Origin of the sequence: Bacteroides nordii (assembly GCF_019930665.1) — a bacterium.
Lineage (GTDB): Bacteria > Bacteroidota > Bacteroidia > Bacteroidales > Bacteroidaceae > Bacteroides > Bacteroides nordii.
The window spans coordinates 3,073,168-3,087,282 of record NZ_CP082886.1 but is presented as its reverse complement, the minus strand read 5'-3'; the positions used below and the strand labels follow the sequence as shown (position 1 = coordinate 3,087,282).

Annotated in this window: 7 protein-coding genes; 4 read left to right on the top strand and 3 right to left on the bottom strand. The window is 39.4% G+C overall.

The genetic code is table 11. The annotated features are described in order from the left end of the window. Positions 1–112 precede the first annotated feature (112 nt). The 4 genes from K8P02_RS12435 to K8P02_RS12420 all read left to right on the top strand — a co-directional run bounded on the left by K8P02_RS12435 (position 113) and on the right by K8P02_RS12420 (position 9,104). The gene (locus tag K8P02_RS12435) at positions 113–3,082 is read left to right on the top strand and encodes a SusC/RagA family TonB-linked outer membrane protein (RefSeq protein ID WP_007486245.1); all 2,970 of its coding nucleotides are present in this window, start codon (positions 113–115) and stop codon (positions 3,080–3,082) included. A 13-nt stretch (positions 3,083–3,095) separates the two neighbouring features. Next, complete coding sequence (locus tag K8P02_RS12430; protein ID WP_223381335.1) at positions 3,096–4,733, top strand: RagB/SusD family nutrient uptake outer membrane protein; 1,638 nt, start codon at positions 3,096–3,098, stop codon at positions 4,731–4,733. Between the two features lie 37 nt (positions 4,734–4,770). Further along, complete coding sequence (locus K8P02_RS12425; RefSeq protein WP_195349073.1) at positions 4,771–6,213, top strand: SusF/SusE family outer membrane protein; 1,443 nt, start codon at positions 4,771–4,773, stop codon at positions 6,211–6,213. Between the two features lie 68 nt (positions 6,214–6,281). Continuing rightward, positions 6,282–9,104 carry an alpha-amylase family glycosyl hydrolase gene (locus K8P02_RS12420; protein ID WP_025867029.1) on the top strand — a complete coding sequence of 941 codons (2,823 nt, stop codon included), beginning with the start codon at positions 6,282–6,284 and terminating at the stop codon, positions 9,102–9,104. A 132-nt stretch (positions 9,105–9,236) separates the two neighbouring features. Here K8P02_RS12420 and K8P02_RS12415 read toward each other — a convergent pair whose 3' ends face one another. The 3 genes from K8P02_RS12415 to K8P02_RS12405 form a co-directional block, all read right to left on the bottom strand. Then, the gene (locus tag K8P02_RS12415) at positions 9,237–11,633 is read right to left on the bottom strand and encodes a transglycosylase domain-containing protein (protein WP_223381332.1); all 2,397 of its coding nucleotides are present in this window, start codon (positions 11,631–11,633) and stop codon (positions 9,237–9,239) included. Between the two features lie 105 nt (positions 11,634–11,738). After that, positions 11,739–13,715 (bottom strand): sensor histidine kinase, encoded by a 1,977-nt coding sequence (locus K8P02_RS12410; protein WP_044166657.1) that lies wholly within the window; start codon positions 13,713–13,715, stop codon positions 11,739–11,741. Between the two features lie 145 nt (positions 13,716–13,860). Then, on the bottom strand, positions 13,861–14,115 hold the full coding sequence (locus K8P02_RS12405) for a type B 50S ribosomal protein L31 (RefSeq protein ID WP_002561096.1): 255 nt from the start codon (positions 14,113–14,115) through the stop codon (positions 13,861–13,863).

The window sequence follows — 14,115 nt, the reverse complement described above, 5'->3', positions numbered from 1 at the left end:
TGACAATAAGTCTATTTTTGTTTCGTCGTAAGATAGGAACTTGAGTTACGTTCCTGTTTCGATAGAGAGAAATCATATTAATTTATATTGTTAACTTTAACTTATTAAATGCATGAAGCAAGTTAATCTTAGAATCTATCAAATGATTCTGCCCTTATTGTTGGGGCTATTCTTGTCATTAGGCGCTTATGCACAACAAATTTCTGTAAAAGGAAATGTGAAAGATGTTACAGGTGAACCTGTCATTGGTGCAAATGTCGTAGTCAAAGGTACTACTAATGGTTCAATTACTGATTTGGATGGTAATTTTCAACTACAGTCACCTCAAGGTGCAACACTCGTCGTTTCTTTTGTGGGATATCTTCCAGCCGAGGTAAAAGCAGCTTCTAGCGTAAATGTAGTGTTGCGTGAAGATTCTCAGTTACTTGACGATGTTGTAGTTATCGGTTATGCAACCGGTAGTCAGAGAACTATTTCAGGGGCAGTACAGAAGGTGGGGCGTGATGAAATGAATGCGGGTGTGGTGGTAAGTCCACTACAAGCCATTAAAGGAAAGATTGCTGGTGTAAATATCCAGAAGACCGGTGGCGACCCTACAGCTGGAGCCTCTATTCGTGTCAGAGGTACAACTTCTCTTTCCGGCGGTAATGATCCGTTAGTAATTATTGATGGTGTGTTTGGTGATTTAAACATGCTAAATGCTATTTCTCCCGCTGATATTGAAAGTTTTACTGTTTTGAAAGATGCTTCGGAAACTGCTCAGTATGGATCCCGTGGTGCAAGCGGTGTTATTGTAGTTACAACAATTAAAGGTAAAAATGGTACAAAAACATTAAGCTATGATGGTAGTTTCGGTGTTGAGACTGTTTACAAGAATCTGAAAATGCTTGACGGAAATGAATTTCGTAAAGTGGTTACAGACAGAGGTTATGCGAATGCTTTAGATGGGGGAGCTAATACTAACTTCATTGAAGAAATGCAGCGTATGGGTTATACTCAGAATCATCGCGTTTCATTTGGTGGAGGTACCGAAAGCTCAAACTATAGAGCCTCTATTGGTGTTATCGACCAGAAAGGTATCATCAAAAACAATTATATGCGTAATTATACTGCGAAGTTGGATGCTTCTCAAATGATGTTCAATAATAAACTGAAGATTGATTTTGGAATGTTTGCGGCAAGAAAGGATATGCGCTATCTTAATGATTATCAAAAGACATTCTATTCTGCCGCTTCTTTTAATCCTACACTTCCCAGTGTGGCGAATGCCGATGGTACATGGCCGGAAGATCCGAATGCAAATGAAACCCAGAACCCACTGGGACGTTTGACAATTGACGATCAGGAATCTAATTCGTATGTTAATGCAAATGCACGTTTGACGTGGACTGTTGTTGACGGTTTGAAATTGAGTGTATTTGGTTCGTATACTTATAATGTAAAAGAGAATTCCAAGTATGTTCCCAATAATATTAAAGAAGGAATTGGTACAAAAGGATTGGCTTCTAAAAATGACAATAAATCCAATATTCTTTTAGGTAACTTCACTGCTAATTATAAAAAATCTTTTGGAAAGCACTATATGGATGTATTGGGCTTGGCTGAAATACAGGATTATCAATATAGCGGATTTGGTTCGAATGCACGTTATTTTGCTACTAATTTCTTTGGTTTCAATAATCTGATGGCAGGAGCTGATATCAAACACGGAGATGCAACATCTTATGCCAACGGTAATAAACTGGTGTCGTTCATGGGACGTTTCAACTACTCTTATGCTGACAAGTATATTGCTACAATTAATATGCGTGGTGACGGTTCTTCAAAACTTGGAGCAAATAATAAATGGGGCTTCTTCCCTTCTGCTTCTTTGGCTTGGGTACTGAAAGAAGAAGATTTCCTGAAAGATGTAAGTGCTGTATCTAATTTGAAGGTGAGAGTTGGTTACGGATTGACCGGTAATCAGGATGCTATTTCTGCCTACAATTCTTTAATGCTCATGAGTCCTACGGGTACTACTACCGTTAATGGGAAGCCGGTGGTTACTTATGGTATTAATCGTAATGACAATCCTGATTTGCGTTGGGAGGTGAAGAAGATGTTTGATGCAGGTATTGACGCTTCTTTCTTTGATAACAGATTGTCTGCTACATTTGATTATTATTACTCAAAAACTACAGATTTGCTTTATAATTATTCTGTTCCTGTACCTCCGTTTGCATACGGTTCTATGCTTGCCAACTTGGGTTCTATGATGAATGAAGGTGTTGAATTTTCGGTTACGGCAATACCTTTGAAAAAGAAAGATATGGAATTAACTGTTTCTGCAAACTTCTCATGGCAGAGGAATGAATTACTTTCTTTGGATGGAACTTATAATGGGCAGCCTTTGAGTGCTGAAAAATATATGTCGCTCGCAAGTATGAATGGTGCAGGCTTTATTGGTGGTAATAACAAAGTTGTTTATCAGATGGTAGGTCAACCTGTTGGTGTTTTCTATTTGCCTAAGAGTGATGGTTTGGTTGATAAAGAAGGTAATGGCGTATATACATATCACGTTGTAAACTTAGATGGAAATAAGAAAATTGAACTTGAAGACGGAAAAGACCGTTATATCGCTGGTCAGGCAATGCCTAAGTTTTATTTAGGTGGTAACATTAGCTTCCGCTACAAACAGTTTGATATCCAGACTCAGTTTACTGGTGCTTTTGGACATAAGATTTATAATGGTACTTCTTTGACTTACATGAATATGAGCCAATTCCCTACTTATAATGTAATGACCGGTGCTCCCGAAAAGAATATTCATGATCAGACGGTTACTGATTATTGGTTGGAAAGAGGTGATTATGTTCATTTTGACTATGTTACACTTGGATGGAATCTGAATACAAAGAATTTAAAGAACGTCAACGCTTTACGTCTTACTTTCTCTGTAAATAATTTGGCTACTATTACGAATTATTCAGGACTTTCTCCTATGATTAACAGCTCTACGGTAGGTAGCGATCTTGGATTGGATGATAAACGCTTCTATCCTTTAACCCGTACTTATTCATTAGGACTTAGTGTTAACTTCTAAAAAGAAATATATCATGAAAAAAAGAATATTATATAGTTTTATTTTAGCGGCTTCTTTGAGCCTTGTCGGTTGCTCTTCATTCTTGGAGGAGGATCCAAAAGACCAGATGCCGGAATCGGAAGTGTACAAAAATCCCGATTTGATTTATCTGAATACTGTAGCGAATTTGTATACCATGATTGGTGCCGACTATGGTGGCGGTGGTCTCGCCGGTACTGACCGTGGGTTGTATGACCTGAATACATTTACAGCCGATGAGGCTATTCTGCCTACTCGTGATGGTGACTGGGATGATGGTGGGTTATGGCGTGATTTGTTTCAGCATAACTGGGGTACCAGTAATGATTTGGTGATTGGGACATGGGATTATTTGTATAAAGTGATCGTATCTTGTAATCAGTCAATCGATAAGTTAGTTATGTTGCAGAAAGAATATCCGGACAATGAGTTGTTTGGAACTTATAAATCGGAAGTTCGTGCGTTGCGCGCTATGTACTACTATTATTTGCTGGATATGTTTGCACGTGTGCCTATCGTAGAATCTTCTACTATTGAAATCAAAGATGTAAGACAATCCAAACGTTCTGAAGTATTTGCTTTTGTCAGAAAGGAATTGGAAGAGTCACTTCCTGATCTCTCTGATGCAAAAAGTGCAGCAGAAGGCGAATATTATGGACGAATGACTCAGTCTGTAGCGAATTATATTTTAGCTAAACTGGCTTTAAATGCAGAGATATATACCGATGATGACTGGACGGATGCTGTGAAGCCGGATGGAAAGAATATAAAATTTACCGTAGATGGTGAAGAAGTCAATTGCTGGGAAGCTACTGTGAAGTATTGTAATAGAATTACTGCATCGGGATATGCTCTGACTCAAGGTCTGAATGGTTTTTCTGCAAATTTTGCAGCAAAAAACGAAGGTTCTATAGAGAATATTTTTGTAATTCCGATGGATCCGACTCTATATAAAGCAAATATGATGTACCTTACTCGTTCTCGTCATTATGCTGTAGGAGCTGCTTTGGGTTTCGGTAATGGCGGATGGAACGGTTCATCAGCAACTTTGGAAGCAATGAAAGCCTTTGGCTATGGAACAGATACTCCGGATCCACGTTTGGATCGTACTTACTATACCGGCAAGGTGATGGTAAACGGACAATATGTGGAAGCGGATGGCAAAGTGCTTGAATATAAGCCATTGTCGGTGAAATTGAAATTTGATAAGAGTGATGCGGATATGAAAGTTGCGGGTGCGCGTATGTTTAAATATGAAGCTGATCCGGCTGCTACGAATGATGGCAAATTACAGCATAATGACTATGTGTTGTTCCGCTATTCGGATGTATTGTTAATGAAAGCTGAAGCTCTTTTCCGGGATGGAAAAGGCGGACAGTCCGAATTAAATCAGGTACGTGATCGTGTGGGTGCTTCTCAGGTTGTTATTAGTCTGGAAAATATTCTGAAAGAACGTTTACTCGAATTAGCTTGGGAAGGTGTTCGACGTCAGGATTTGATTCGATTTGGCGAGTTTACAAAAGCGATTACTGACAGGCCGAAGTCACAGGCATATAAAACGGTATTCCCGATTCATGAGAAAACTCTTTCTGTTAATAAGAATCTAAGTCAGAATCCAGGATACGGCAAATAAGTATAAGAATAACTAACTATTATAATAAAGAAATGTTATGAAAAAGATAATTCAATATATGGTAGCCGGACTGTTGCTTATGATGGTTAATACCAGTTGCAAGGATAATGAGAACTGGAGAATTATTCCTTATGAACCGGAACCACCTCAAACCATCAACATTACAGGTACTGCCACTGTTTATCCGCAAGTTGGAGAAGCTTCTCTTTTAAAAGAGATTCCTTTGGATAAAGGAGACGGATTCGATGAAAAAGCTGATATGATAGGTATCCTTACCTGGCTAAAAGCAAGTGGTGAATTTACTATTACCGATTCGGGGATTGCGTATGGAAAAGGAGATGTTACTTCTACCGATCCGTTTGAGACGGTTAACTTGAAAGAAGGTGGTGCAGGATTTACTGTTGCCGAAGATGGTTTGTATTATGTTGTTATGAATAATACAGAGCGCCAGTTGACTGTTATTCCTGCAAAAATAGGTATTATTGGCGATGCTACTCCTAATGCATGGAATGGTGAAACAGTAATGGAAATGTCTTTTGATCCTGCCGGATTGGTTGTTACTTCAAAATGGTCCGGTACGCTTAGTAATAAGCAGTTGAAATATCGCTTCTCGGGCGATTGGGGAGCTTCTCTTCCTTATGGCGATGTAAAAGCCAGGGTTCATACCAATTTTGGTAGTGTAGGAGAAAATGATGGCGATATTGAATTGGGAACAGAAGCGGTTCAATGTGTTGGCGGCGGTAAAAACTTTAAAATAGCCAAGAATGGCGAATATGATGTAACATTGGTTATTAATTTGAATACGCAGGATGTAACAGGAACAGCTAAGTTGACCAAAGAAGATACTTCAACAGCTACTTTACCGGAACATATGTATATTAACGGCAGTCCGTTCTCTGCGGATTGGAATTGGAGCGTTGCTCCCGAACTGACTTCGCTTCAGGATCTTGATGGAGTATTTTTCGGAATCTTCTATTTTGAAGCAGGTGCAGGCTTGAAATTTAACTCAAACAGAGACTGGGATGGCGGAGAATTTGGTGCAACAAACGATGAACCTTGTGACTATGGTGAACATGCTACTGGTGGATCTAATATGAATATTGCAGAAGCAGGTTTCTATCAGGTCGCTATTGTTTGTACCCTTTCTGAAGATAAACAATCGGTTTTGAAGAAGATTGTTCTGGAAAAAGTGAAACCTTTTCTGATTGGTGATTGTGTAGGTGCATGGGATATAAAGGAAACTAATGCGTTTACTCTTCAAGAAAATATTTTTATTTCTCCGGCTTGTCCTAATAATGGCGTGTTGCGTATGTGTGTAAAACTTCTTGATTGTCAGTGGTGGCAGTCTGAATTTACCTTGAAAGATGGTGAGATATTTTACCGTGGAAGGGGTGGGGAAGATGCAATGAAATTGACAGAAGTTGCTGCTGGTCAGACTGTAAGACTTGATTTTAAGACTGGTACAGGTAGCGTTAATTAATGGAATATTAAAATAACTATAAAGGTCATCCACACCGGATGACCTTTATAGTTAAAACATTTATGTTTATGCAGAAGATTTATTTTTTGTTATTGATCGTTTTCGGAGGAATTTTTACTGCCAGCGCCCAACTTGTGACAACTACTCCGGATTTTCCACTGGAAGGAAAAGAAGTAACTGTTGTTTTTGACGCTTCGTTGGGATCGGGTGGATTGATAGGATATACCGGAAATGTATATGCGCATACAGGTGTTATTACGAACAATAGTAAGAATGAATCCGATTGGAAATATGCTCCTTCCAAATGGGGAGATAATTCTGAAAAGTATAAAATGCGTTCATTGGGAAATAATAAATGGGAATTCAAGCTAACTCCCAGTATTCGCGAATATTATGGAGTACATGCTGGAGAGACAATTTTTAAGATGGCGTTTGTTTTTCGAAGTGAAGATGGCTCTAAAACAGGAAAAACTGCTGATGGAGGGGATATTTTTATTGATGTGCACAGAGAAGGAGTTACTGTTCGTTTTGAACAACCGGATGTTGCTACCACTTTGAATTTGGGTGATCTGCTTCCTATAAGAGCAAAAGCTTCTGTATTGGCAGATATGAAATTGTTTGTAGCAAATGAGCAGATTGTTTCCAGAACCAATGTTCAGGAAATAATATCATTACACACTTTTTCGCAGACCGGAACTTTTGAACTACGTGTGGAAGCTACGACGGGAGGTAAAACAGCTATTGCCACTCAAGTGGTAACTGTTTTGGGAGAAACAGAGCAGGGGATTCTCCCCCAGGGAGCACGTCCAGGTATAAATTATCTAAATGATACGCAGGCCACTTTGGTATTGCAGGCACCAGGAAAGAGAACCGTATATGTAGTTGGCGACTTTAATGATTGGCAATTTAAATCGGAATATCAACTGAAACAGGATGGAGAGTTTTTCTGGATTACATTGAGCGATCTGGAAAAAGGAAAGGAATATGCTTTTCAGTATGTAGTGGATGGTACGATTTATATAGCCGATCCGTACGCAGATAAAGTACTTGATCCCTGGAATGATCCATATATCTCTCCGGCTGTGTATCCCGACTTGAAACCGTATCCCACAGGCAAAGCAGAAGGTATCGTTTCTGTGCTTCAGACCGGGCAGACCCCTTATCAATGGCAGGTGACTGAATTTAGGAAACCTGATAGAAACCAGTTGATGGTATACGAGATGCATATCCGTGATTTTACTACAGAGCACTCTTTCAGTGCAGCAAAAGATAAATTGTCCTATTTAAAACAGTTGGGGATTAATGCCATTGAATTAATGCCTGTGAATGAGTTTGAAGGTAATAGTAGTTGGGGATACAATCCTTCATTCTATTTTGCGGTAGATAAGTATTATGGAGCAAAGAACGAGTTGCGTGCTTTTGTTGACGAATGTCACCAACAGGGGATGGCAGTGATTATAGACCTTGTTTTGAACCATAGTTTCGGACAATCTCCATTTTATTTACTCTATCGTGATGCTGATGGAACTCCTTCGGCGGATAATCCCTGGTATAATAAGGAATCCAATATTCCCAATAAGGATTTGCAGTGGGGGTATGATTTTAATCATCAAAGCACCTATACCCGTGCGTTGGTGGATAGTGTGGCCGGTTTTTGGATGAAAGAATATAAGGTAGATGGTTTTCGCTATGACTTTACCAAAGGATTTTCCAATACTCCTCAGGATACGTGGGCCAATAAGTACGATACGGAACGTATTGCGAACCTGAAACGGATTTCTTCAGAAATCTGGAAACGCAATTCGGATGCTTATGTCATTATAGAGCATCTGACGGATGGAACTACAGAAGAAAAAGAGTTGGGAGAGGCTGGCATTATGCTTTGGAGAAATATGAACTACGCTTATTGTGAGTCGGCTATGGGATGGCCCGATAAATCTAATTTTTCCGGGTTGTATGGAGGAACATCCAATATGCCTGTGAATAGCCTGATGGGCTATATGGAAAGTCACGATGAGGAACGTACTTCTTTTAAAGCCTGGAAATGGGGTACTGAAAGTATCAAGGGAGGAGGTACCAGTGCCAATCCGGTGAATGATAATAATCTGGAAAATCGTGTGAAACAACTTGCTACCAATGCTGCCTTCTTCTTTACAGTACCAGGACCTAAGATGATATGGCAATTGGGAGAATTAGGATATGACTATTCTATAAACAGTAATTCGGATGGAACAGTGGTTGATGATGGTGGTGCATATCGTACTGATCCTAAACCGATTCGCTGGGACTATTTTGAGAATACAACGCGTAAAGGATTGTATGATACGTATAGCAAGTTAATGGATCTGCGAACTTCGTATCCGGAACTCTTTACTCCTGATGTTGCTTTCAGCTGGAAAGTAAGTGGTAATACGAATTGGAATAAGGGACGTTTCATAACAATTACTACAGAGGATAGAGCCATTGTTATTGCTGGTAACTTTACGGCTGTTGCTGGTGACTATTCGGTTGTATTTCCTAAAACAGGTGTATGGTACGACTTTATGGATGAGAATTCTACACTGAATATCGCGTCGTCAACTGTAGCACAGAGCATTTCAGTTCCGGCTCATGAATTCCGTCTTTATACCAGTTTCAAACCGATACTTACCGGTATTGAGGAGAATGTAGCCAATTCGGATCAGATTCTAGGTTATTATAATAATAGTCTGGACGAATTGGTAATCAATGGAGAGGCTGATTTTGTAGAAATCTATTCTGTTAATGGCATGATGGTACAGAAGCAGGAAAATGTTACTTCTATGGGACTCTCTGTGTTACCCTCAGGATATTATGTAGCCCGTATTCAGACAAAAGATGGTAAAGTTGGTTCTTGTAAGATAATGAAGTAAACGAGCACGAATTACTTACAGGAATGTATCAAAAGCCTGATAAAGCTGTTAAAAGGCAGTTTTAGAAACACAGATTAACGCTAACTTACGCAAAGATTAAATCTGCGATAATTAGCGTTAATCTGTGTTTTCTTAAAAACTTGTAAGCATATCCTCTTCACTTCCTGCCAGACTATCGGGCAGGTATACCGTTATCGAATCTGTATCTTTGGGATGATAAATCCCTTGACAACCGTATGATTTATGGATTACCTCTTTAGGTTTAGGGAATTTTCCTCTATACTTTGTGAGATGTTTATCTTTTAATACACCCTCCATGAAGTAAGCAAAAACGGGTAGCGCAGTACGACTTCCTTGTCCCAACTCTCCGGTACGAAAGTGGATACTACGATGTTCGCTTCCTACCCACGAGCCTCCCACCAGGTTGGGAGTAACACCAACAAACCAGGCATCAGAATGATTGGAGGAGGTTCCTGTTTTACCTCCGAATTCTGTGTCATAGCGGAAAAGATCATACGCCCATAATGCTTTGGATGTACCACCCGGCTCAGTCAGTCCTCCTTTGAGCATGTCTGTAAGCAAGAAAGCGGTTTCGTAGGGAATAGCCTGTATTTCCTGCTGAGACTGGTACTTGAAAAGTTCCTTGCCATCTGCATTTTCAATACGGGTGATGAGTATCGGGTCATGTGCTCTTCCTTCATTAATAGCTGTTGTATAGGCATTAACAAGCTCAAGCAATGATACGTCAGAGGCTCCCAGGCTGAGTGCCGGTGTCTCTTCAAGCGGTGTGTTTATGCCCATGAGTCTGGCTGTCCGAGCCACTTCATGAATACCTGTTTCTTTGGCCACCTGTACCGCAATCGTGTTTACAGAACGGGCAAACGCACATTTTATTGACATGGTATCTCCGGTAGCCATTCCGTTCGCATTGTGGGGAATCCACTGGGTAGGTTTACCTTTTTCGATAACATCCCATACTACATTTTCATCAATTCGCTCGTCGCAAGGAGAAAGGCCTTTGTTTAATCCGGTGGCATAAACGAAAAGTTTAAAGGTAGATCCCGGTTGGCGTTTGGATAGAACTTTATCATATTTCCAGGAGTTGAAGTTTATATCACCCACCCATGCTTTTACATATCCGGTTTGTGGTTCTATGGCTACAAAGCTACAGTGCATAAAACGTTCCATATAGCGTATGGAATCCATAGTACTGATAGTCGTATCTCGTGTTCCGGTTTCATAATCAAACACCTTTAGGCGATGTGGCAGGTTCAGATAGTAGTGAATAGAGTCCGGCTGATCGGGATACTTTTCTGCCAGTTGTTTGTAGGCAATGGTGTGGGTGGCAAGGTCCTCTATAAAATGTGGAATTTCCTGATGGTTACGGTCGCGCCATGGATTCTGGTTACCCCAATGGTTGTCAAAATTGCGTTGTATCACTCGCATTTGTCTGTTCACAGCTGCTTCGGCATATTTTTGCATTCGGGCATTTACGGTTGTGTATATTTTCAATCCGTCGGCATAGAGATCTATCTTATTCTCTTTGCACCATTCTTCCAATTCTTCGGCAATGGCTTCGCGAAAGTACAGAGCTTGTCCGTCATAATTACTTTCAACGTTATAATTCAGCTTGATAGGAATCTGTTTGAGTGAATCAAACTCTTGTTGGCTTATAATCTGGTGAGTCAATAGATTTTCCAGTACTACATTACGACGTTTCAGACTGTTTTTGGGATTGAGACGTGGGTTGTAAGTGGTCGTTGCTTTCAGTAACCCCACAAGTGTAGCTGCCTGTTCATAAGTTATATCTTGAGGGTTGGTATGGAAATATGTACTGCTGGCTGTTTTGATGCCATAAGCATTACTGCCGAAGTCTACCGTATTGAGATACATGGTCAGGATCTCTTCTTTTGTATAAAAGCATTCTATCTTGACAGCAGTAATCCACTCTTTAGATTTCATTATCAGCAATTTCACTCCCGGGATTTTTCCTAATAGCCCTGTAGAATATTGAGAGCGCACCTTAAACATATTCTTTACCAGTTGTTGGGTAATGGTACTTGCGCCTCGTGCCTGCCCTCGTGCCATATCTTTAATGGCCGAGAAAACTCCTTGGATATCTATTCCGAAGTGATTATAAAACCGTTCGTCTTCTGTACATATCAGCGTCTTGATAAGTTTTGGAGATATCTCTTCGTACTTCACCGGACTACGGTTCTCACGAAAGAACTTACCGATAAGCACACTGTCCGCACTATAGATTTCTGAAGCTATCGGCTGACTCGGATTGTGTATGCTTGACAGGCTGGGAGATTTACCAAACATCCATAAAAAATTGATGTCCACCATACCCAAATAAAGCAGGAACAGAACAAGAAAAGTTGTACAAGAGAGGATTACTTTTTTATACCAACGAGCTTCGTGGTAAAGGTTTGTGTACCAGCTCCAAAAGGCTTTACATCGATCAGTAATAAAATGGAGGACGCTTTTGCTGCGTGATACCCATTTGTGGGAATCAAATGTTATCATATAAAGATATATAATAAAAACGGCTGCAAAAGTACGAAGGAGTTTTGGTATAGCAATGCGTTATACCAGAAAGTTTTATCATTGGGTTACAAAAATGTTTACCTCTTATAAAAGCGGATGTATAAATACAAACAGGCTTCCTTTTTTATACTCATTGTCAAGATAGAGGCTACCCTGAAGCCTTTGAACCAGAATCTGACAAAGAGATAATCCTAATCCGGAACCTTGTGTAAATGAATTTACTTTGTAGAATCGTTCAAAGACTTTCTTTTGTTCTTCTTTAGGAATACCTATTCCGGTATCACGTACCAGGAAATGGATTTCTTTTTTATCAGGAGTGATCTCATAACTTAGTTCAATTTCGCCTTCAGAGGTGAACTTTACAGCATTGTGCAATAAGTTGAACAGTATCTGATGAATCATTTTCTTGTCGGAGATCATTGTAAAGTCTTCTTCTTTGAGAGTGGCATGCAGATGAACATTGGTATTTGCAAACTCTTTAACTTCATCGATGACATGGTTGCAACATTCATTGACAGAGAAAGAACTCTTCATTGGTTCTTCACTGTCGCTGTCAAGACTTGCGATGGATAACATATCGCTGATAAGTCTTAAAAGATGGTCGCTGTTGGTTTTTATTGTGTTACTGATTTCTTTTATTTCATCAGAAGAAAAGGTGTTAGGAGTTGCCAGACAATCAGCGAAACCTACTATCGTGTTTAATGGAGTGCGGATTTCATGATTCATATTTTGTATGAATACATTTTTCATCTCATTTGCCTTTTGTATTTTTTCGTTTGCTGCAATCAATTGTAAATCCTGTTGGTGTATCTTGGCATTCAATTTTAATTGTCGTCTATAAACAGTCATGCGGAAAAACAGAATAAAGAGTAAGATTATACCAATACCAATGGTTAGTAATAATTGCATATTACGTGCTTTCAGACTGAGTTCCTGCTTCTCCAGTTTTAGCTTATTGACATCATATTTGGTCGATAGATAATTCAGCTGTTTCTGGGTCTTTTCCCATGAAAGGGTATCTCCCAACTCAATCACTGAAATCAGTTTGTGGTAGGCTTCATCGTATTTGTTTGCCATGGCAAGTGCATTTGCCCCGTTCAGATACATACGCCTCATATTCTCTTTACTGTTTCGCAATTTGTAGTAGTTGGCACACGAATCTATATAAGCAGCCTGCATAATATAATCTTTCATCAGATATGCGTAGGTCTGTTTGCTGTCAAATAGATAGAACCGGGGGATAGAAGGATATTTTCTATATACTTCTTCCAGCTCGGACAGATATTTTTTGAATGTTTTTATGTCGCCGCTACTGACGCATTTACCGAATACCAGATATTTGGTCATGGCAATATTTCTGGGTGGGAATCCATGTAATTTGCCTGCCAAAGCTAAATTGGCAAGTGAGTCTAATTGTTGGAATACTTTTTGAGATTCTGTTTCGCGATTTGCTGCCGACAGAAGAATTATCTCATTAGAGGCCAATACGGCATAGATATCCCATCGTTTCATCTGATAGAATTTCTGCATGGCCTGGATGAGGTATGGTTCTGCTTTTTGATTGTCTCTGGCTGCAAGATAACCGGAAGCAATGGCAAACTGATTGTATGCCATACCTGTTTCACTCTTGTTTTCTCTGGCATAGTTGTACATTTGTTCGTTTTCAAAAGTACCAGCCTTTCCATTTCCTACATTATTATAGCCTTCGCTAAGTAGGAGCCAGTTGTAATAAAATCCATGTATGTCTTTGTATTTCAGACATAGATCTTTTACTATGGCTGTGTATTTACGTAGACTGTCTATCTCTCCACCTATATAGTGAAAATAATTTCTGTCTTTGTACAAAAAGAACTCATCCCTTACACTATTTATTGAATCTGCCCTTGCCTTTAGTATATTCCAGTGTTTGATATATTCCTGGGGCTTTTGATAATATTCTTCGAGTGCTTGTATGGAAGCTGGTACAGAATCGGGATGAAATAAAAGAGAGTTACCGGCCTTGAGCGTAAGGCATGAGAATAAAAAGAGTATTAAGCCTGTACTTTGTATATAGGTCTTCATAGGAGAATATATTGCTTGTTGTTGTTTAGGATATGTTTTTGTATACAAAGATATATTTTTTACCCGGTTGATCAATGAATATCTATAAAAAAAGAGGAAGTTTCATTTGAAACTTCCTCTTTTTTATGGTCAACCGACTAACGGATTATTTTTTCTTACGGTCACCGTAACGGCTCATGAACTTATCAACGCGACCTGCTGTATCTACCAATGTAGATTTACCAGTGTAGAACGGGTGAGAAGTACTTGAGATTTCAATTTTCAGCAACGGATAAGTTTCACCTTCGAACTCGATGGTTTCTTTAGTGTTTACTGTTGATTGAGACAAAAACATATCACCATTTGACATATCTTTGAATACTACCGGACGGTATGATTCTGGATGAATACCTTTTTTCAT

Excerpts from the sequence above, each read along its gene's own strand:
- K8P02_RS12435 (WP_007486245.1), top strand. The coding sequence starts at position 113 with ATGAAGCAAGTTAATCTTAGAATCTATCAAATGATTCTGCCCTTATTG.
- K8P02_RS12430 (WP_223381335.1), top strand. The coding sequence starts at position 3,096 with ATGAAAAAAAGAATATTATATAGTTTTATTTTAGCGGCTTCTTTGAGC.
- K8P02_RS12425 (WP_195349073.1), top strand. The coding sequence starts at position 4,771 with ATGAAAAAGATAATTCAATATATGGTAGCCGGACTGTTGCTTATGATG.
- K8P02_RS12420 (WP_025867029.1), top strand. The coding sequence starts at position 6,282 with ATGCAGAAGATTTATTTTTTGTTATTGATCGTTTTCGGAGGAATTTTT.
- K8P02_RS12415 (WP_223381332.1), bottom strand. The coding sequence starts at position 11,633 with ATGATAACATTTGATTCCCACAAATGGGTATCACGCAGCAAAAGCGTC.
- K8P02_RS12410 (WP_044166657.1), bottom strand. The coding sequence starts at position 13,715 with ATGAAGACCTATATACAAAGTACAGGCTTAATACTCTTTTTATTCTCA.
- K8P02_RS12405 (WP_002561096.1), bottom strand. The coding sequence starts at position 14,115 with ATGAAAAAAGGTATTCATCCAGAATCATACCGTCCGGTAGTATTCAAA.